Genomic DNA, 20,244 nt, shown 5'->3' with positions numbered 1-20,244 from the left:
ATGGCAGGTCCCATCACGATTCACATCTTGTCGGACTCCGTGGGCGAGACTGCCGAGGCGGTCGCTCGCGCGGCTCTCTCGCAGTTCCCGCGTGGCGCCTTCGTGCTCGAGCGTCTGCCCAAAGTCTCCTCGGCGTCCCAGCTGCGCGACATGGTCGAAGCCCACTGCGGAACGTACTGCATCTTCTTCTACACGTTCGTGCAGCAGTCGCTTCGCGAAGAGATGCGGGCGCTTGTCACCGAGAAGGGCGTGCGCGGCGTCGACGTCGTTGGTCCGGCGGTCGATCTTCTGGGGTCGATCCATGGGAGCGCCCCTCGCGGCGAGGCCGGCGCGATCAGGCAGCCCGACGAGGAGTATTTCGACCGCATCGAGGCGATGGAGTACACGATTCGCCACGACGACGGCCGCAACCCCGCAGATCTCACGCACGCCGATATCGTGCTCATCGGCGTGTCACGCACCGGTAAGACACCGCTTTCGATCTACCTGGCGCTGAAAGGCTATCTCGTTGCTAACATACCGCTGACACCCGATACCGACCCGCCGCGTGAACTGTTCGACTGCGAACCGCGGCGAGTCTTCGGGCTGCTCAGCGATCCCGACGTGCTATCGGAGATCCGCGCGAAGCGGATGGCCGAACTCGGCACGTACGTTTCCCACTATGCGGAGCGTAACGATATCGAGGACGAACTTGATGAAGCCCGTGCGCTGATGCGCAAGATCGGCTGTTTCAGCATCCGCACCGACAACCGTGCCATCGAGGAAACCGCGCAGGAAGTGATCAGGCACCTGCATGGTGCGCTTGAGATACAAGACTGAAACCACGGGCGGATTATCGTATCGCAATCTCTTTATGCATGTGCGTGAGGATACTCGTGCGCTATCATGCTCAACAGCCTCTGTTAACCGGCACTAAAGGAGAGGGCATTGACTGAAACCAAGCGTGTGTACGCCTTCGGCAAAGGCATGAGCGGTGAGAACCGTACCGAAGGAAACAAGAGCCTCAAGTTCGTCCTCGGCGGCAAAGGTGCGAACCTCGCCGAGATGGCCAATATCGGCCTCCCGGTTCCTCCAGGATTCACGATCACTTGTCAGGCCTGCTGGGAGTACTACACGGCCAAGCCGCCTGTGTTTCCGGCAGGGCTTTCCGAGGAGATCGCGACCTACGTTGCCGATCTCGAATCCAAGATGGGCAAGCGTCTCGGCGATCCCAGTGATCCGCTGCTCGTGTCTGTGCGCTCCGGCGCTCCGTTCTCGATGCCGGGCATGATGGACACCATCTTGAATCTCGGCCTGAACGACACTTCAGTCCGGGGTCTGATCGCTCAGACGGGCAATCCGCGCTTTGCGTGGGACAGCTACCGCAGGTTCATCCAGATGTTCTCGAAGGTCGTGCTCGACGTCGATGCCGATCATTTCGAGAATGCGATCACCGCGATGAAGCAGTCGCGCGGCGTGCGCAATGACACGGACCTGTCCGCCGAGGATCTCGAGCGGCTGGTCACGCAGTTCAAGGAGATTGTCTCAACCAGCGTCTCGCCGGAAGAGTTTCCGATGCTGGCCGTTGACGGCCGCGTCGCCTTCCCGCAAGACGTCGAGGCTCAGTTGCATCTCTCGATCGAGGCCGTCTTCAAGAGCTGGATGAACCGCCGCGCAATCGACTACCGTCGACTCTACCGAATCGCCGATGACCTCGGCACGGCTGTCAACGTGCAGGCCATGGTATTCGGCAACAAGGGCGACAGCTCGGCTACGGGAGTCGCCTTCACCCGCAACCCGGCCGACGGCACTCGCGAGTTCTACGGCGACTTCCTCGTGAACGCGCAGGGAGAAGACGTAGTCGCCGGTATTCGCAACACCAGCCCGATCGCCGATCTGCATAACCCGCTTCCCGAAGTCGCCGTTCAGCTCGAGGAGATCTTCGTGACCCTCGAGAACCACTACCGCGACATGTGCGATATCGAGTTCACTATCGAGCAGGGTAAGTTGTGGATGCTCCAGACCCGCGTTGGCAAGCGCACCGCTCGCGCGGCGCTTAAGATCGCCGTGGATATGGTCGACGAGGGGCTTATCGGCAAGGAAGAAGCCGTGCTGCGGATCGATCCGGATCAGCTCGACCAGCTTCTTCACCCGCAGTTCGACACCAAGGCCAACTACGACGTGATCGCGAAGGGCTTAAACGCGAGTCCGGGCGCTGCCGTGGGTGAGATCGTCTTCACTGCCGATGATGCCGAGAAAGCTGCGGCCGACGGTCGCAAAGTCATCCTGGTTCGCTGGGAGACCACTCCGGACGACCTGCACGGCATGATCGCTGCGCAGGGCATCCTGACCAGCCACGGCGGCAAGACCAGCCACGCGGCGGTTGTCGCCCGCGGCATGGGCAAGCCGTGCGTATGTGGCGCTGAATCTCTCAAGATCAACTCCGAGAAGAAGATCGCCACCATTTCGGGCACTGACATCGAGCTGCACGAAGGTGACATGATCTCCATCGACGGCACGACCGGTGCTGTGGTGCTGGGTGCCGTTGCGCTGGTACCACCCAGTGTGTCCGACGAATTCGGCACGATCCTCACGTGGGCCGACGAGTTCCGTACGATGGGTGTTCGCGCCAACGCCGATACGCCCGATGACGCGCGCCTCGGCCGCGAGTTCGGCGCTGCCGGCATCGGCCTATGCCGCACGGAGCACATGTTCCTCGGCACCCGCAAAGACATCATCCAGAGTTTCGTGCTCGCCGAGGACCAAGCCGGCCGCGACGCCGAGCTTGCGAAGCTGCTCGCCGTGCAGGTTGGTGACTACCTCGGCATCTTCGAGGCCATGGACGGCCTGCCCGTGACCGTACGGCTGCTTGATCCGCCTCTGCACGAGTTCCTCGACAACCCGCGCGAACTCGAGGTCGAGATCGTCCGTGCCGAATGCGCCGGTGCGCCGGCTTCCGAGCTGTCTTTCAAGCGCAAGCTGCTCGCTCAGATCGACTCGATGGTCGAGATGAACCCGATGCTGGGCCTTCGCGGTTGCCGTCTCGGAATCATGTACCCCGAGCTCTACGGGATGCAGGTCCGCGCAATTGCCCTGGCAACATGTGAGCTCAAGAAGCGGGGCATGGATCCCAAGCCGGAGATCATGATTCCGCTGGTGTCCGTCGTGACCGAGCTTGAGACGTTGCGCGCCGAGACGGAGGCTGTCATCGCTTCGGTCGCCGAGGCCAGCGATTGTCCGCTCGAGATCCCGATCGGCACGATGATTGAGCTCCCGCGTGCCGCAGTGACGGCCGATGAGATCGCAAAGGTCGCCGACTTCTTCAGCTTCGGCACCAACGACCTGACGCAGACGACGTTCGGTTTCTCCCGTGACGACATCGAGGGCAAGTTCCTGCCCCGCTATCTGGATCGCAAGATTCTCGCCCGCAATCCGTTCGAAACCGTGGACGCCGGAGTGGCCAAGCTCGTCGAAATGGGTTGCGCGCTGGGCCGGGAGTCCAACCCCAAGATCAAACTGGGCGTCTGCGGCGAGCATGGCGGCGACCCGGAATCGGTAAAGACGTTCTTCAAGATCGGCCTGACGTATGTGTCGTGCTCGCCGTACCGCGTTCCGCTGGCCCGCCTTGCCGCAGCGCAGGCGTCGCTTGCCGAGAACGCTCCGGGATCCGACAACAGGTAGCATCCGCATCGCTGGCGGGTCCCGGTCTCACACGGCCGGGACCCCAAGTCCCTCATGGAGGGTGAACGCGTGAAGAACACGCGGCTCTGGCAGGATCCGGGATCTCCGCTTATCCGCGGGCGTTCGAAGCGCAGGCGGATACTGTGGCCTTCGTGGTTTGCCGCGTGGTTACTGGCGGCGCTAGGTTCGGCCATGCTGATGCGTTTCTGGCTCGACTGGCGGCTCTCGTTCCCGTCCGTAGGTCTGGCGATTCTCGGCGCTGCTGTTGGCGCGGCGTTGGGTGTGTGGCTCAGCAAGTTCATGGGGGACCGGGCTATGTGGGTACTCGGGACCGTTCTGGGAGTGGTCGGGGGCCTCGCGGCAGTTGCAGGTGCGGGATTTGGTGGCGCATAGCGCCGAGGGGTGGCGGCAGAGTAGATGACAACGGCTAGGACGCGACGGGTTCTTGAAGTCGAAGAGCATGTGCGGTTCTCTCCGCTCGCGGCTTTCGCGGACGAGAGCCGTGGCCGGCAGGTCAGCATCGCATTGGATCCCTACCGGACGGAGTACCAGCGCGATCGCGACCGGATCATCCACTGCAAGGCGTTTCGCAGGCTATCGCACAAGACGCAGGTGTTTCTGGCACCCGAGGGCGATCATTACCGTACGCGCCTGACGCACACGCTTGAAGTTGCCCAGATCTCCCGGTCGATTGCCCGGGCGCTCGGACTCAACGAAGACCTCACAGAGGCGATATCTCTCGGTCACGACCTGGGCCATACTCCGTTCGGGCACACCGGCGAGGACGCCTTGGATGAGGCACTGCAGGCGCTTTCAAATTCGGACCCGTCGGTCACACCCACTCGGTACAGACACAATATCCACTCAATACGCATCGTCGAGTGCTTGGAATACGAAGGCAAAGGCCTCAATCTCACATGGGAAGTCCGAGACGGCATTCTGGGGCATACCGGCGAGCACATCCCTGTCACGCTTGAGGGTCAGATCGTGCGGATCGCCGATCGCATCGCCTATGTGAACCATGACATCGACGACGCGGTGCGCGCAGGGGTTCTGGACGATGCTGACCTGCCGGCCGAGCCGGTCGCCATCTTGGGTCGGCACCACGCGACGCGGATAACCACCATGATCAACGACATGATCACCACCTCGGCTGATGCGGGCGAGATCCGGATGTCGCCGCTGGTTTGGGATGCGATGATGCAGATGCGCGCCTTCTTATTCGACCATGTCTACCTGTCTGACCGCGCAAAGGCAGAAGAACCGAAGGCCAACGCCGTTGTCAGGTCGCTGTTTGCGCACTTCCTTGAGCATCCCGAGGACATGCCTGCCGACGAGCGGCCGGTCGAGGGGTCGCAGCGTGTCCAAGCCGTTGTCGACTATATTGCAGGCATGACCGACCGCTATGCGATCCGTGAGTTCGAGCGCCTGTTCGTCCCACAGAAATGGCTCGTTTAGATCTCGTGAGCACCGTTTTCGTGTATCGTGAAGGCTTTCTGGTGGCGAAGGGGGTGTTTCGTGGGGCGCATACCTGATGACGACGTGCGCCGGGTCCGCGAAGCAACCGATCTTGTCGCTACGATCTCGGAGCGTGTTGTGCTCAAGCAGAAGGGCCGCCTCTTCTGGGGCTGCTGTCCCTTTCATGCCGAGAAAACCCCATCCTTCAAGGTCGATCCGGCTACACAGCTGTGGCACTGCTTCGGCTGCGGGCTGGGCGGGGACGTGTTCGGCTTCCTGATGAAGGCCGAGAACGCTGAGTTCGCCGACACGGTTCGCATGCTCGCCGACAGGGCTCACATCGAGATCGTGGAGGAGAGCGGAGGCGCGCCGAGGGGTCAGCGGGAGCGGCTCATGGCAGCGAGCGAGGCGGCAGCCGACTTCTACCATGACATGCTCACCAAGTCGCGCGACGCTGAGTCGCAGGGGGCTCGCCAGTACCTTGCCACCCGCGGGTTCGGGAGCGACGTCGCGAAGGTGTGGAAGCTGGGCTATGCGCCCGGCCGAGCGGCTCTTTCGACCCACCTGGCGAGTGCAGGCTTCTCGGCGGAAGAGATCACCGAGGCAAACCTCGGCATGAAGGGCGATAACGGGCGGATGCGCGACCGCTTCTACGAACGCCTGATGTTTCCGATCGGCGATCTGCAGGGCCGCATTATCGCGTTCGGCGGGCGAGTACTCGGCTCCGGCGAGCCGAAGTATCTGAACACGCAGGACACGCCGGTTTTTCACAAGTCGGCCAACATGTACGGCATTGACCGTGCGAAGACCCACATTACGTCGACCGGTACTGCGATCGTCGTTGAGGGCTACACAGACGTCATCGCTATGCACCAAGCGGGGTTTCCCAATACGGTGGCCACGCTCGGCACGGCGTTGACGCGCGAGCACGTGCGGCTGCTGTCGCGGTTTGCCAAGAGGGTCGTCTATCTGTTCGACGGCGACGCAGCGGGGCTTCGCGCTGCCGACCGGGCGGTGGAGTTCGTCGGGCGGGACAGCACGATGGAAGCTGGGAGTTCGCGGATAGATCTCTTCGCCGCAGTGATCCCGGAGGGCATGGATCCCGCCGATCTCGTGTCGAAGAAGGGTCCCGAGGCCGTCAGGGACCTTGTCGCCGACGCGACGCCGCTCCTGCGCTTCGGTATCGACCGTCGGCTTGCGCGATGGGACCTCGATCGGCCCGAACAGCGTGAACGCGCCTTGGGCGATGCGGTGCAGCTTCTGGTGCCGATCAGGGAGTCCGAGACCGCGCGTGAGTATGCCCGCTACATAGCGGGCAGGCTGTTCACGGAGCCCGCCATTGTCATCGGCCGCATGGCGTCGATGAAAGTGAATCCTTCTCAGCAGGACGAGGGCGCTCAAGCGAGCAAAGGGACTACTCCATTTGGTGGCTTGTCGCTGACGCGCGAGGTCCAGGTTGAGTATGAGTTGCTCGCGTTGCTGGTTCGCAAGCCGTCTCTGAGAAGCAGGGCACAGTTCTTGCTTACCGAGAACCTGCTGTCAGACCCGACCAGCAGGCAAATAGCTGAGGTCCTGATGCATGCGTTGCCTCAGGCGAGTGCGGTCGAACTTATCGGCACATTGGAAGAGCGGTTTCCACACGCCGTTGAGGCGATTTCCGGATCGTCGTTGCTTGTCGATGACTCGGAAGTCGATGCGGTTGAGCACGACTTGGCGGTCAAACTCAAGGAATTTGAGCTTGAGCGCCGCATTGCGGAAGGGAAGGGACGTCTGAGGCAGCCGGAATCATTCAAGGAAAAGGCTGATTATGACGAGATGTTTAAGAAGGTCTCTGCGCTGCAAAGTGAACTCGATGAGTACCGCAGGGGAGCCCGAGATGTCGGATAAGGATCTGGAGGCGTGACAGTCAGCGTGCCCGAAAACTCCACTACACCCAAAAAGAGCGCTATCGATTCGAAGACCGTTCCCGAACTTGAGCTTGCCGAAGTCCGGACACTCACGAAGATGGGGAAGTCGAAAGGCAACCTCACTGAGGAAGAGATCCAAGGAGCCTTGTCAGATATCGATCTGACCGAGGAGCAGTTCGAGCACGTCTACGCCCACTTTCGCGACAGCGGGATCGAGGTCGTTGACGATCTGAGCACCGACGGCCTTATGGTTCCCGATGACGTTGAGGGTTCGGTCCGGATCGTGTCGGACGGCGACATCGTGGATATCGACGTGGTTTCAGAGCTGGGCGGCGACGAAGCCGTCGATATCGTGATCCCCAAGGTCGCGCCCAAGACCGGCAAGAAGAAAACCAAGAAGCGCGAGAGCCTCAACTCCGTGACGGCGCTTACGGGCGATCCGGTGCGGATGTATCTCAAGGAGATCGGCAAGGTACCGCTTCTCACAGCGGCGCAGGAAATCGATCTTGCAATGAAGATTGAGGCCGGACTTGAAGCCGGAAAGCGTCTTGAGGACGCTTTTGACAACAACGTCACGCTCGATCGCCCCGAGAAGCGCCGGTTGTCTCGGATCGAGCAAGTGGGCATAGACGCCAAGCAGCAGCTCGTCGAAGCGAACCTTCGCCTCGTCGTCTCGATCGCCAAGCGTTACGTCGGTCGAGGGATGCTCTTCCTGGACCTCATTCAGGAGGGCAATCTCGGGCTGATCCGTGCTGTCGAGAAGTTCGACTATACCAAGGGCTTCAAGTTCTCGACGTACGCTACGTGGTGGATCCGTCAGGCGATCACGCGCGCAATTGCCGACCAGGCCCGCACAATCCGCATTCCCGTGCATATGGTCGAGACGATCAACAAGCTCATTCGCGTTCAGCGCCAGCTCCTCCAGGAACTGGGCCGCGAGCCTGCTCCCGAGGAAATCGGCGAGAAGATGGAGATGACCGCCGATCGCGTGCGGGAGATCCTCAAGATCTCGCAGGAGCCGGTGTCGCTTGAGACGCCCATCGGTGAGGAGGAGGACAGCCAGCTTGGCGACTTCATCGAGGACGGCGAAGCTGTCGTGCCGCCGGATGCGGCGAGCTTCTCGATGCTGCAGGAGCAGCTGTGCAAGGTCCTCGACGGACTGGCCGAGCGCGAGCGCAAGGTGATCGAGCTGCGGTTCGGCCTAGTTGACGGCCATCCTCGGACGCTCGAGGAGGTCGGCCGGGAGTTTGGTGTGACCCGCGAGCGGATTCGGCAGATCGAGAGCAAGACGCTTTCGAAGCTACGCCATCCGAGCCGGTCGAGCCGTCTGAAGGACTATCTCGATTAGCGTCATGTTCTCCAACGAATAAGAAAAGGCCCCGCTGTGCGGGGCCTTTTTAGATTTGTGTGGCTCCCCGGGCAGGACTCGAACCTGCAACATTTCGGTTAACAGCCGAACGCTCTACCATTGAGCTACCGAGGAATCTAAACCATCTTGCCTTCTGCGAGGCGCGAGACGACAGTATATACGAATCGGGCCGGTTGTTTGCAACCGATTGGGTCCAAGATACGTTAGAATCTTGCGTTACGACGTGACTTCACGGGCCCGTAGCTCAATGGTGGAGCAGGGGACTCATAATCCCTTGGTTGTAGGTTCGAATCCTACCGGGCCCACCAATGAAGGACTCTCTTCTGAACAAGTTGACGACTCACGGAATCGCGGGGTGCGGTAAGAACGCACTCTCGAGACGCCGGTCACTACGATTGGCGTTGTGCGCGCTGAGTTTGGCGTTCGCGACGGTCAGCGTCGTTAGCTGCCAATTCGGGGGCCAGGCATCCAACACGGCGGTCGGGTCACAGCCCAATGTTGGTTCGGCGGATGCCACGGCATCGGCCGCCACAACTTCTGCCCCCGCGGCCAGTGTCACTCAACCAGCCGAGGTGCCGCAGAGAACCTACGTTGTGTGCATCGATCCGGGCCACCAGGCGCGCACAGACGGGCGGACAGAGCCTCTCGGCCCCGGTTCGACACAGATGATGCTCAGCGACGGCGGAGGGGCCACAGGCGTCGTCACACGCGTTCCGGAGTATCAGGTCAACCTTGCTATCTCGATGAACCTGAAAGCGCGGCTGGAGAAGGCCGGCGTCGTGGTGGTCATGACGCGCGTGACCAACGACGTAGCGCTCACAAATGCTCAGCGCGCCGACATCGCGAACGCCGCTCATGCAGATCTCTTCCTGAGGATTCATGCCGACAGCAGCACGGATGGCTCCCTAGCCGGAATATCCGCGCTGTATCCCGCCGACAACCAGTGGACACACTCGTTTGCCGCGGCCAGTGTGAATGCCGCGAGACTCATCCAGCAGAGCGTCACTGCCGAAACCGGCGCACGTGACAGGGGCGTAGTGGGGCGCGGAGATCTGATCGGATTCAACTGGGCGCAAGTGCCATCGGTTCTGGTCGAAACGGGGTTCCAGTCGAACCCCACAGAGGATCGGCTTCTGACCAGTTCCGAGTATCAGGACAAGATCGCTGAGGGTATCGCAGACGGAGTCGTGGCCTACCTGCAGACTATCGGCAGGTAGCGGTCGAGAGGAGTTCGTGTGAGGTTCTTGGTCACCGGCGGTGCCGGCTATATCGGTTCGATCACCACTCGGGTGTTGCTCGATGCGGGTCATGAGTGTGTGGTGCTGGATACGCTCGAGCGCGGGCATCGCGAGGCGGTCGATCCTCGAGCCGAACTCGTTTCAGGCTCGGTTGGTGATCGCGAAGCCCTGGAGCGCGTTTTGCCCGGTTGCGATGCCGTAATGCATCTGGCGGGCTACATCGAGGTCGCCGAGTCGGTCGCGTATCCCGAGAAGTACTTTGCTGCCAATACCACCCAGCCGACTGTGATGCTCGACGTGATGGAGGAAAGCGGCGTTTCGGCAATCGTGTTTTCCTCTACGGCTGCGACCTATGGCGAGCCCGATAGCGTCCCGATTTTCGAGGACGCGCCCACCCGGCCTATCAACCCGTACGGCGCTAGCAAACTGGCTTTCGAGGAGATACTCGAGCAGCGAGCCGCAAGCGCCGGACTGAGGGCGATCCGGTTCCGCTACTTCAATGTGGCGGGAGCATGGCCCGACGGGTCTATCGGCGAGGCGCACAACCCCGAAACCCACATCATTCCGCGTATTCTGACGTCTTTGCGGAGTGGGCAGGAGCGGTTTGAGGTGTTTGGAGGCGACTATCCCACTGCTGACGGCACCTGCGTTCGAGACTACATCCACGTACTGGATCTCGCCAACGCGCACCGGATCGCCCTGGAGAGAGTCGGAGCGGGTGGCGCAGGTGGTGTCTACAACCTTGGCAACGGGCAGGGCTACAGCAACCTGCAAGTGGTCAGCGCCTGTGCGCGCGTCAGCGGGCGAGACGTTGAAGTCCTGATCGGGCCGCGCCGAGCAGGCGATCCTGCGATGCTCATCGCGTCTGCCGAGAAGGCCGGCCGAGAGCTCGGCTGGCGCCCGCAAAGGGGCGATTTGGACGACATCGTCGGAGATGCATGGCGCTGGCACCTTGAACACCCGGACGGCTACCGCTAGAATCACTGCTTGCCGCTTGAAAGCGGTACAGATGGGCGATTAGCTCAGGGGGAGAGCGCTTCCTTCACACGGAAGAAGTCGTAGGTTCAAATCCTACATCGCCCACCATTGGAAACGAAACGCCCCTGAGGGGTCTCTCCGGAGATACTCGAAGGGGCGTTTTAGCTGGTAGGACACTATATCGCCGTGGTCAAGATGGTACAGATCGAACTGAATCACATCTAGCACCGCGCTGACCTGCTTCGTTCTGTCTTACCTCGGGGATGATTACCGTAAGTTGTTGTGGCGGGCCGCCCCAAGACGAAGCTGTGGTCGCCCTTGACTGGAGGGAAGCTGGGCCTCATGGGGAAGGTGGCAGCAAGGTCGGGACGCCGATCCGTTCTTGGCGAACTTGGCAGTTCAGGAAGTGTCACCAGAATCGTGGCGACGTACGCCGTTGTTGCAACTATCTGGATTCTGATCTCGGATGTTGTGGCCCGGGTGTGGACATTGAACCCGAACCTGCTTACAGGAGTCTCAGTCGCGAAGGGAGTGGTGTTCGTTGCCGTAACCTCGGGACTACTGTTCGTGTTGGTTAGAGACTATTTTGCTCGTATTCAGCGGGTGGTCGATCAGCTTGAAGATAGTGAGCACCAGCTTAGGCACGCATTCGAGTCCACTGTCAAGGTGCTCGGCAGAGTCACGGAAATGCGAGATCCCTATACAGCCGGCCATCAGCAACGTGTGAGTGCCCTGGCAGTGGCAATCGCTCGAAGGATGGGCATGCAGGAGACGCAAGTGGCCGATATCGAAATCGCCGGAACGATACACGATGTCGGCAAGATGGCGGTGCCCTTCGAGATTCTGAACAAGTCAGGCAGACTCACGCCAAGTGAATTGGGGATGATTCACGAGCATGCTCAGGCGAGTTACGACATATTGTCGCATGCTCATATTCCTGGGGATGTGGTTGAACTCGTCTATCAGCACCATGAACGCTGTGACGGCTCGGGATACCCGCGTGGTCTAAAGGCTCAAGAAATCCTCATGGGTGCGAAGGTGCTCATGGTCGCCGATGTGGCAGAAGCGATCTCGTCTGAGCGACCCTATCGGCCTGCACTGGGAGTGGAAGCGGCTCGCGCCGAGATAGAGCAAGGTGTGGGGACGCTATACGATGAAACCGTTTGTCACGCATTCATTGAGGAGCTTGAGGAATGTGGTCTCACGTTCGAAAGGATGTCCGGCGATATCGAAGTGGGAATACCGCGATGACTTCGTCGCAGACGATGGTGACAGGACCCTCGGAATTGAAGTGGTCCGGCCGGTACGCATTCGGACGTGAGTTCATGAGAAGATCGAGATAGCGAGCATTCGAAAAGTGCTAGTCTATATTGCAAGGTAAGCTCGCCTGCGGACCATGCAGGGCTGGGGCAGGACGACTAGACGGGGGTAGGCATGGACTGGTACTTGGGAGTATTCAAGAAGTACGCGGTGTTCAGTGGTCGGGCACGCCGCACGGAGTTCTGGATGTTCGCGCTCTTCAACTTCCTTGCTTCGATCGTGCTTTCCATTGTCGACGGCATCGTTGGCTCTGGTGGTGTGCTGGGCAGCCTGTATGGCCTCGCCGTTTTCGTGCCCAGCCTCGCCGTTGGCGTACGCAGGCTCCATGACACCAATCGCAGCGGCTGGTGGTGGTTTATTGGCCTCATTCCTCTTGTGGGCTGGATTATCCTTCTGATCTTCTTTGCGACAGAGGGACAGCCAGGTGAAAACCAGTACGGGCCGAGCCCCAAGCTCGCTTCTGCGGGAGGTCCGGTTGCCGCAAGCGTTCCGGCCGGTTGGTACAAGGACCCTACCGGCAGGCATGAGATGCGGTATTGGGACTCTAGCGTCTGGACCAGCCACGTCTCGGATGCCGGCGTGGCGTCAACTGATCCCGTGCAACCGTAGAAAGAAGCAATCGCGCTGGTGGGTTGGCCTGCCAACGCTTGGAGGACAATCGGCAGCCCCTTCGCGCTCCCGCATGGAGATGCTCGAAGGGGCGCCGTTTTTGTTTCTGCTCTTGATGCATCCGATACGTGTTCCGGCTGAGTAGGCGCTCATGGCACGGCTTCTGCGTACCGATACTACTGCCGAGGGAAGATAGCTTGGTGGGTTCTCCGACGATGATTCAAGGAAGAGTATGCCCAGCATGAAACGAAGCGCGGCGCTTGTTGCAATTCTGCTCGTCGTGGCCACATTCGCTGTGCGGCCGCTTGCTGCGACTGCGGCCTTTTCGGCTAGCACGCCGAGCATTGCCACAATGGCTGCGAGCCAGCAGCCTCAGTCCCTTGGCGTTGTGGTCATGTTTGAAGATGCTCTCAGCGCGGCTTCCAGCGCACAATCCATACAGGTGGCCGACGGCACAGAAGCGACCGCAGTGAATACGGGCTTCGGTGTCTACACCCTCAGCACGCCTTCCGGACTCACCGACGCCCAGTACGCGAGTGAGCTTCTCGCGTCACCAAACGTGAAGTACGCCGAGCCCAACTACATTCTTCAATCGATGACCTACACGCCGCCCACGGAGAGCATGTGGACCGACACGACGATGTATGCGCAAGGGGTGTACACGAAGTCCTGGTGGCTGCGGAGTGTCAAGGCCGACGGTGCGTGGGCGCTCGGAAACGGAGATACGTATCCCCTGCGTGGTACTGCCAACGACGTCAAAGTAGGCGTCATCGACACGGGTGTGTATCTGACGTCACCGGACTTCGCCGGCGGAAACGTGATCGGGAAATGGGACTATTGCGACAGTGTCAGCTTCGAGACTTCGACGAATTTACTCACGGTGATACAAGATAGTGACGTCACTCCCTCCGCGCCTTCTGTCCCTCCGGATGATTCCACGCATGGAACGGCTGTTGCATCCATCATCGGCTCGCCTGTAGACGGCATTGGCACCATCGGCGTGGGATGGAACCCCACTGTTTACGTCTACAAGGACGCGGGGCTGTGCACGACGGCGCTGAACGGCTATGTCGCCGGGCAGACATGCATCTTGGAAAGTCAGCTCATCGCCGCAATTATTGGCGCAGCTGACGATGGTTGCAGGGTCATCAGCATCTCGCAGGGCGGCTACGGGCGCTCCGACATTGGTCAAGCTGCTGTCAACTACGCGTGGGGGAAAGGAGCCGTTGTCGTTGCGAGCGCTGGCAACAACAACTCATCCACCCCGGTGTATCCCGCTGCGTATAACAACGTGGTCAGCGTGGCATCGGTGGGAATCTACGTCGGCAGCGTGAGAAAGTCGAGCTTCAGCAGCTACGGGCCGAGCGTCGACATCTGCGCCCCCGGTGAAGCCGTGTACGCTGCTACACCGTCCGGTGACACGGCGTTCTACGGTACGAGCGCGTCTGCTCCGGTAGCTGCGGGTGCCATCGCCTACATCTGGCGGGGAATGCCGTCGATGACCAATGCGCAGGTAGTGGCCCTGGTACAGAATACCGCTACGGACCTCGGCACTGCTGGCCGCGATGACCTCTATGGGTACGGTGAAGTGAACATGGAGGCGGCGTATCGGGCCCTTGTCTCGCCGCCAACCTTGGTAAGTGTCTATCGTTCCTATAACATGAACACCGGGACGCACTTCTACACGGCATCCGAAGATGAGAAGAACACGGTCCTTGCGAATTACTCGTCGGTTTATCGTCTTGAGGGAGCCGCCTACTCGATCAACTCCTCCAATGCCGCAAACAACGTACCTCTCTACCGCTTCTATAACATGCAGACAGGGACGCATTTTTACACGTCGTCAGAGGACGAAAAGAACAGTGCACTGGCCAACTATCCGACGGTCTTCAGGCTCGAGGGAGTCGCATACTACGTCTCGATGACTCCGGCAAATGCGTTGACCGTGTACCGTTTCTACAACGTACAAACCGGCACGCATTTCTACACGGCGTCGGATCTCGAGCGGAACAATGTCATCGCCAACTACCCTGGGATCTACAGCTACGAAGGTGTCGCCTACTACGTCGGGCAGTAGGCCGATGGCTAGGCGTTACCAAAGCTAAGGTGCCATGTCCGAACGACCGATGTATACTCACGGGAGTGCCGCAGTCGCGCTCTTCGTCCTAGCAAGCGTGCACAGAAGCTCGTAAGGTGGTTTCCAGATGAATTCATTTGTGTCAGCAGGAACGCGTCGCAGTGTGGTCGTCAGGCTCGGATTGATCGCCGCGACACTGGCCTTAGGGATCCTGGCATTCGGAACGACAAAGGCATTTGCTGCTACCTTCAATCCTCTCTACATCATCTCCGATGAGAACTGGCGTGCCGGTTACTCGATGTCTCAGGCTGAGATTCAGGCATTCCTCGAGACTCAGAACGGCGTGTTGAAGTCCTACTCTTGTGCCGAGGGGGGACCGAACGGACTTCACAGTCAGGTGATCAAGCCAGCATCACAGATCATCGCTGAGGCCGCGGGGTACTGGAACGTCAATCCGAAGCTCATCATTGCGACGTTACAGAAAGAGCAGTCCCTCATAACGCAGCCTTTCCATACGGCGAGCGCATCCGACCCCTATGGAACCGACTATCATCTGACGAACGCCATGGGCTGTGGCGTATATGAAGGCAGCCCGGACAGGCATCCGGGTTTCGGGGACCAGGTGTGGACCGGCGCCCAAACGCTCGGTTGCACGACCGGCTCCTACAAGTGGCAACCCGGACAGCAGAAGCTGGTCTGGAGTTACCCTGACGGGGCCTACATTCTGATAACACCGGTGAATCAGCCGACCTGGAACTTCTACACCTACACTCCGTACTATCCGCAGCAGAGCGTATGGAACCAGTACATGTTGTTCTTCGGCGACCCGTTGGCTTCGCCAGCATTGAAGCCTGTCTATCGTTTCTACAACAAGACCAACGGCAGCCACTTCTATACTGGATCAGAACTTGAGCGCTACACCGTGATGAATACTATGTCCGCGACCTACACATTCGAAGGTCCCGCATACTCGGTCAACGCATCGAATACGGCCAACAGTGTGCCTCTCTACCGTTTCTACAACGTCAAGAACGGCAGCCACTTCTACACCGCAAGCGCGCAAGAGCGTGACACGGTAATTGCCAACTGGTCGAGTACCTACAGGTTCGAGGGTCCGGCATACAATGTCTCGATGACCTCAACGGGCGGTTCTCCCGTCTACCGCTTCTACAACAAGAAGAACGGAAGCCACTTCTACACTGTTTCGCTCCAAGAGGCCAACAACACCATCTTGAACTACAGCGCCACGTATAACTTCGAGGGCATCGCGTACTACATCGGTTTGTAGCTACCAGGCCGCGTAGAACTCACCTTCGGCATACGACGGATGCACTCCCGGCACGTCTCGCAGTTGCTTGGCGGTCATCTGCGCCTTGACGGCGATTGCGGCGGCAAAGATCGAGTCGCTGGCGGTGGGCCCGGCGATTTGAGCGCCAAGGATACGACCGTCCTTCTCGGCGATGATGAGTTTGGTGAGAGTGTCACGTTCATCGTCGATTACCGCCGCGCCGAGGTCGGGGGAGAGCGTGCGGCTGACTCTCATGGGTATGCCTTCGGCCTCCGCCTCTGCCTGAGTCAGGCCGACGCTGGCCAGTTGCGGAACCGTGAAACAGGCGACGGGTATGACGCCGTAGTCGGGGGCGATAGGCGTTCCGGTTTCGATCGACATGGCGACGAGCCGGCCCTCCATTGATGCAACGGGTGTGTGCATCATCCTTCCCACAGCGTCGCCGCATGCCCACACGCGCGGGTTCGAGGTCTGGAGTGCGGCAGTGAGATCGAGGTCGCCACTCTCGTTTCGCACAATGCCCGCAGCGTCGATTCGCAGATCACCAAGCGCAGGGCTTCGCCCGACGGCCGAAAGGACTCGTGCGCAGCGGACCGTGGTTTCGGGACCATCTTGCGTCGTGGGCCGCACGCCGAACCCGTCGCCTTCCCGCACGATTGCCTCGGTGGCAGTCTGCAGGAGGAACTTCACGCCGAGTGCTGAAAGGCGTCGGCGTGCAATGTCGGCGAGTTCGTCGTCAAGCGCACGAAGAATGCGGTCACCGCGGGCGATGACGGTTACGTCACTGCCCAGTGAGGCGAAGATTCCTGCGAACTCGAGAGCTATGAAACCCGCCCCGATGATTGCGATGGACTCAGGCAGTTCCGGATAGCCGAGGGCTTCCGCTGAACTGTCGGCGAACTCGATCCCGGGTATGGTCGGCATGATCGGCTCGGCGCCGGTCGCGATGACGGCGTGATCAAACCGAATCCGTCTGTCTCCCACTTCGATTTCCGTGTCCGATGCAAACTGGGCGGTGCCTTCAATGAGCGTGATGCCTCGGGATGCCAGTGCCGCTTTCTGGTCTCCGGCGAACGTTTCCTGTGCGTGCCACTTCCATGCGAGCGTCTCTTGCCAGTCGACCCTCGGTTCCTCGCACGCGACTCCGAACTGCGCCGCGCGCCGAGCGTCCCTCGCCGAGGAGGCGGCCATATAGAGGACCTTCTTCGGGATGCAGCCGTGCCACAGGCAGGTGCCACCCACCCGGTCATTCTCGGCGATCGTGACGTTCCACCCGAAGGACGCCAGCGACCTTGCAGCGGCCCTTCCGGCCGCACCGGACCCGATCACCACAACGGTGCCTTTGCCAGTCACGTGAGACCTCCTGCGCGCTCTCGGCGTTAGTTGCTCTGAGAAGAGAATGCCCGAGGTGATGCAGGAGTAACCGTGCGGCGGGGTCTGCTACACTGTACCGCCGTGATCCTCTCAATCGATAACATAACCAAATCGTTCGGTGCGCGTGACCTCTTCCGGGACGCGCGTTTGCGCGTTGGCGTACGCGACCGCGTGGCGCTGGTCGGCCCAAACGGCGCGGGGAAGACCACGCTGCTCGACATCATCGCGGGCAAACAGGATCCCGACTCCGGCCTGGTCACGTTGGCGCGCGGTGCCGTCGTGGGCTACCTCGAGCAGGAAGCCATCGAGATGGCCGACCAGACGGTGCTGGCCGAGGCAATGACCGCCGCCGAGCACGTCACCTCAATCGAGCACCGTCTGCGTCTGCTTGAGGAGGAACTCGCCGCCAGCGAGCCTGGCGAGGACCAAGAGGAGCTGCTGGAAGAGTACGGCCACCTGCACGAGAGATTCGAAGCACTGGGAGGCTACGGTATCGAGGCCAGCGCACGCGCTGTGCTGTTCGGGCTCGGCTTCAAGGAAGAAGATCTCAGCAGGATGACTGCGGAGTTCTCAGGCGGCTGGCAGATGCGCTTGGCTCTGGCGAAGCTTCTGCTGCGCCAGCCTGATGTATTGTTGCTCGACGAACCCACCAACCACTTGGATCTCGAGTCTGTCACATGGCTTGAGAGCTTCCTTCGCTCCTACGACGGCGCCATCCTGCTCGTGAGCCACGACCGCGCGTTTATGGAGGCATTGGCCGACCACGTTGCCGAGATCGATCTCGGGCAGATCACCGTCTACAAAGGTAGCTATACGCAATTCCAGGCCGCACGCGAACTTGCCCTGGAGCAGCTGAAAGTCGCATTCGAGGCGCAGCAGAAGGAGATCGCTCACCTTGAGGCGTTTGTCGAGCGCTTCCACGCCAAGGCCACGAAGGCGAAGCAGGCGCAGGATCGACAGCGGAAACTCGACAAGATCGAGCGCATCGTGCTTCCTGCCGAGCGCAAGACCGTGAAGTTTCGGTTCCCTCAACCTCCGCGGACGGGCGATCTTGTACTCAAGCTCGAAGGCGTCAGTAAGTCGTATGGGGACAAGGCCGTCTACACCGGGCTGGATCTCTCCTTGTGGCGCGGCGAGAAGATAGCGCTGGTCGGCCCCAACGGCGCCGGCAAGTCCACGCTGCTGAAAATGATCGCCGGCGTTCTTGAGCCCACGTCCGGCACGCGTGTGCTGGGCCAGAACGTCGAGGTCTCGTACTTCGCTCAGCATCAGTTGCAAGCGTTGCACCTCGACAAGACCGTGTACCAGGAGCTCGACGATACCACGCCCGGGTGGACTCAATCGGAGGTCCGCAGTCTTCTCGGCGCGTTTCTTTTCAATGGTGATGACGTCAAGAAGAAGGTTCGCGTCTTGTCGGGAGGGGAGAAGGGGAGGCTTGCGCTGGCGAAGATGCTGGTGAAACCTGCACCGCTTCTGTGCCTCGACGAGCCCACCAACCACCTCGATATCACATCGTCCGACGTCCTCGAACAGGCGCTCAAGCGCTATCAGGGCACCATCGTCCTCATAACTCATGACCGCCACCTGATTCGAGCGATCGCGACCAAGACCATCGAAGTTCGCGACGGACGCATCACAGCATTCGACGGTGACTACGACTACTACCTTTCGAAGGTCGCCGAGCGTGAGGCGAAAGAGAAGGGCCTCCCCGCGCCAGGCACACCCGCCAAGGGAGCCGCCAAGCCGGCCCTTTCTGTGCTTTCGAGTAGTAGCAAGAGCGAGAAAGCTCCGCGCAGGATACACGACCAAACCGGCACTGTAGCCGCTACGCCACCACCGGTTATGACGCAGGGCGGCGGGCCAAAGAGCAAGGAACAGAAACGAGCCGAGGCGGAGGCCCGAAATCGGGTCCATCGCGAAACGCGCGGCGCCACAGATGGTCTGCAGGCAGTCGAACGTAGACTCGAGACCGCACGAGCCAGATACGACGAACTCATCGTGATGATGGCGGATCCTGCTCTCTATACCGACACGAAGAAGTTCGACGCAGCTATGACCGAATACGCGACGCTGAAGGTGTCGATTCCGAAGCTTGAGGAAGAGTGGCTAGCACTTGCCGAGGCCGAGAGTGACGCTCAAAACAAGGTGGATCAGAAGGCACGCTGAGGTTGCGCACGCCCTGCGCCGATGATAACCTGACTATCGAGTTGCATTCATTTGCAACCCCTTACCCCTGAGCCTCAAGGTGCCGGCCTTGGGGCTCCCCTTTTTCTCGGCAGCATTTCTTTCCAGGCATGTTTGTGACTATCAAGTCGTGTCCGAGCGATGCCGATATCAGTACCATGACGAACGCATATGAGCACATACTGACCACCGCCGGCAGTTCCGGGAATTCGGGACGGACCCGCATCGGGTCATCTGAGTATTCTGCAGAGTTCATGGAGAAGGTTTACCTCGCGATCGAAAGCGCGCCAGAGACCAGCGACGACCGCGTCCGGCGGGCTGTTGAGAACCTTTGCGCCAGCGGAATCGATTCCAAGAAGATCGCCTCACACATGATTGAGAGCATCGTTCTCGAGTCTTTGCGCTAAAGGCCCCTGTGGAGCCATACTTTCACTTAGAGGTCCCTCCGGTGATCGAGAGAGGCTCTTTGTGAGTTCCGCGCGTGCACAAGGGTTCTATTCGACGTTCATGAATGTCCTCTTGGTGTGGGCCCTCTTGCTTACGGTTCGCTTGACGATTTCATTCCTCGGGGGATTGTCAACGCACTACGTCATGAAGTCGTACTTGGCGTGGACTGCGTATATGGTTGTTCCATTCGGGGTTCGCAGTGTTCAGACTCCGTATGGTGGAATGTTCTTGGCAGATACCGCATTGACGGTGATAGTGCTCGTAGCAGCGGAGTTGTTAGTTTCGCGCCTTCGGAAGCGCGCTTAGACGGCGGTTGCCTTACCGAGTCCCTTTGG

The 20,244-nt window shown here is 60.2% G+C and carries 15 protein-coding genes, 3 tRNA genes and 1 pseudogene; 17 read left to right on the top strand and 2 right to left on the bottom strand.

The window, feature by feature from the left end:
- The 6 genes from HGA39_01275 (at nucleotide 1) to rpoD (ending at nucleotide 8,373) form a co-directional block, all read left to right on the top strand.
- Nucleotides 1-819, top strand: a complete 819-nt coding sequence (locus HGA39_01275; GenBank protein ID NTW27984.1) for a kinase/pyrophosphorylase — start codon at nucleotides 1-3, stop codon at nucleotides 817-819.
- 108 nt (nucleotides 820-927) lie between these two features.
- Nucleotides 928-3,660, top strand: a complete 2,733-nt coding sequence (locus HGA39_01270) for a pyruvate, phosphate dikinase (GenBank protein ID NTW27983.1) — start codon at nucleotides 928-930, stop codon at nucleotides 3,658-3,660.
- 69 nt (nucleotides 3,661-3,729) lie between these two features.
- Nucleotides 3,730-4,053, top strand: a complete 324-nt coding sequence (locus HGA39_01265) for a hypothetical protein (protein NTW27982.1) — start codon at nucleotides 3,730-3,732, stop codon at nucleotides 4,051-4,053.
- A 24-nt stretch (nucleotides 4,054-4,077) separates the two neighbouring features.
- Nucleotides 4,078-5,118, top strand: coding sequence for a deoxyguanosinetriphosphate triphosphohydrolase (locus tag HGA39_01260; GenBank protein NTW27981.1), 1,041 nt, complete (start codon nucleotides 4,078-4,080; stop codon nucleotides 5,116-5,118).
- A 60-nt stretch (nucleotides 5,119-5,178) separates the two neighbouring features.
- The gene (locus HGA39_01255; protein NTW27980.1) at nucleotides 5,179-7,005 is read left to right on the top strand and encodes a DNA primase; all 1,827 of its coding nucleotides are present in this window, start codon (nucleotides 5,179-5,181) and stop codon (nucleotides 7,003-7,005) included.
- Between the two features lie 24 nt (nucleotides 7,006-7,029).
- Nucleotides 7,030-8,373, top strand: a complete 1,344-nt coding sequence (gene rpoD / locus HGA39_01250) for an RNA polymerase sigma factor RpoD (GenBank protein ID NTW27979.1) — start codon at nucleotides 7,030-7,032, stop codon at nucleotides 8,371-8,373.
- A 60-nt stretch (nucleotides 8,374-8,433) separates the two neighbouring features.
- Here rpoD and HGA39_01245 read toward each other — a convergent pair.
- Nucleotides 8,434-8,508, bottom strand: a tRNA-Asn gene (locus HGA39_01245).
- 119 nt (nucleotides 8,509-8,627) lie between these two features.
- Here HGA39_01245 and HGA39_01240 point away from each other — a divergent pair.
- The 8 genes and pseudogenes from HGA39_01240 to HGA39_01205 all read left to right on the top strand — a co-directional run bounded on the left by HGA39_01240 (nucleotide 8,628) and on the right by HGA39_01205 (nucleotide 15,904).
- Nucleotides 8,628-8,702, top strand: a tRNA-Ile gene (locus tag HGA39_01240).
- A gap of 285 nt (nucleotides 8,703-8,987) precedes the next feature.
- Nucleotides 8,988-9,611: an N-acetylmuramoyl-L-alanine amidase gene (locus HGA39_01235; protein NTW27978.1), complete on the top strand. Its 624-nt coding sequence runs from the start codon at nucleotides 8,988-8,990 to the stop codon at nucleotides 9,609-9,611.
- 18 nt (nucleotides 9,612-9,629) lie between these two features.
- Nucleotides 9,630-10,610, top strand: a complete 981-nt coding sequence (galE, locus tag HGA39_01230) for a UDP-glucose 4-epimerase GalE (protein ID NTW27977.1) — start codon at nucleotides 9,630-9,632, stop codon at nucleotides 10,608-10,610.
- Between the two features lie 33 nt (nucleotides 10,611-10,643).
- A tRNA-Val gene (locus HGA39_01225) sits at nucleotides 10,644-10,718 on the top strand.
- 234 nt (nucleotides 10,719-10,952) lie between these two features.
- On the top strand, nucleotides 10,953-11,861 hold the full coding sequence (locus HGA39_01220; protein ID NTW27976.1) for an HD domain-containing protein: 909 nt from the start codon (nucleotides 10,953-10,955) through the stop codon (nucleotides 11,859-11,861).
- Nucleotides 11,862-12,044: 183 nt separating this feature from the next.
- Nucleotides 12,045-12,383: pseudogene (locus tag HGA39_01215) on the top strand (DUF805 domain-containing protein).
- A gap of 397 nt (nucleotides 12,384-12,780) precedes the next feature.
- Nucleotides 12,781-14,616: a S8 family serine peptidase gene (locus tag HGA39_01210; GenBank protein ID NTW27975.1), complete on the top strand. Its 1,836-nt coding sequence runs from the start codon at nucleotides 12,781-12,783 to the stop codon at nucleotides 14,614-14,616.
- Between the two features lie 127 nt (nucleotides 14,617-14,743).
- A complete protein-coding gene (locus HGA39_01205; GenBank protein NTW27974.1) occupies nucleotides 14,744-15,904 on the top strand; it encodes a hypothetical protein in 1,161 nt (386 codons plus the stop codon).
- Here the strand turns inward: HGA39_01205 and HGA39_01200 are convergent, their stop codons facing one another.
- Complete coding sequence (locus HGA39_01200) at nucleotides 15,905-17,257, bottom strand: NAD(P)/FAD-dependent oxidoreductase (protein NTW27973.1); 1,353 nt, start codon at nucleotides 17,255-17,257, stop codon at nucleotides 15,905-15,907.
- Nucleotides 17,258-17,359: 102 nt separating this feature from the next.
- On the opposite strand from HGA39_01200, the gene HGA39_01195 reads away from it, so the two are divergent.
- The 3 genes from HGA39_01195 to HGA39_01185 all read left to right on the top strand — a co-directional run bounded on the left by HGA39_01195 (nucleotide 17,360) and on the right by HGA39_01185 (nucleotide 20,215).
- Nucleotides 17,360-19,444 (top strand): ABC-F family ATP-binding cassette domain-containing protein, encoded by a 2,085-nt coding sequence (locus tag HGA39_01195; protein ID NTW27972.1) that lies wholly within the window; start codon nucleotides 17,360-17,362, stop codon nucleotides 19,442-19,444.
- Between the two features lie 176 nt (nucleotides 19,445-19,620).
- Nucleotides 19,621-19,869 (top strand): hypothetical protein, encoded by a 249-nt coding sequence (locus HGA39_01190; GenBank protein ID NTW27971.1) that lies wholly within the window; start codon nucleotides 19,621-19,623, stop codon nucleotides 19,867-19,869.
- Nucleotides 19,870-19,930: 61 nt separating this feature from the next.
- Nucleotides 19,931-20,215 carry a hypothetical protein gene (locus tag HGA39_01185; protein NTW27970.1) on the top strand — a complete coding sequence of 95 codons (285 nt, stop codon included), beginning with the start codon at nucleotides 19,931-19,933 and terminating at the stop codon, nucleotides 20,213-20,215.
- Nucleotides 20,216-20,244 lie beyond the last annotated feature (29 nt).

This window comes from Coriobacteriia bacterium (assembly GCA_013336165.1).
Lineage (GTDB): Bacteria > Actinomycetota > Coriobacteriia > Anaerosomatales > JAAXUF01 > JAAXUF01.
Note: the sequence above shows the minus strand (reverse complement) of the source record. Positions and strands in the feature narration are given on the sequence as shown.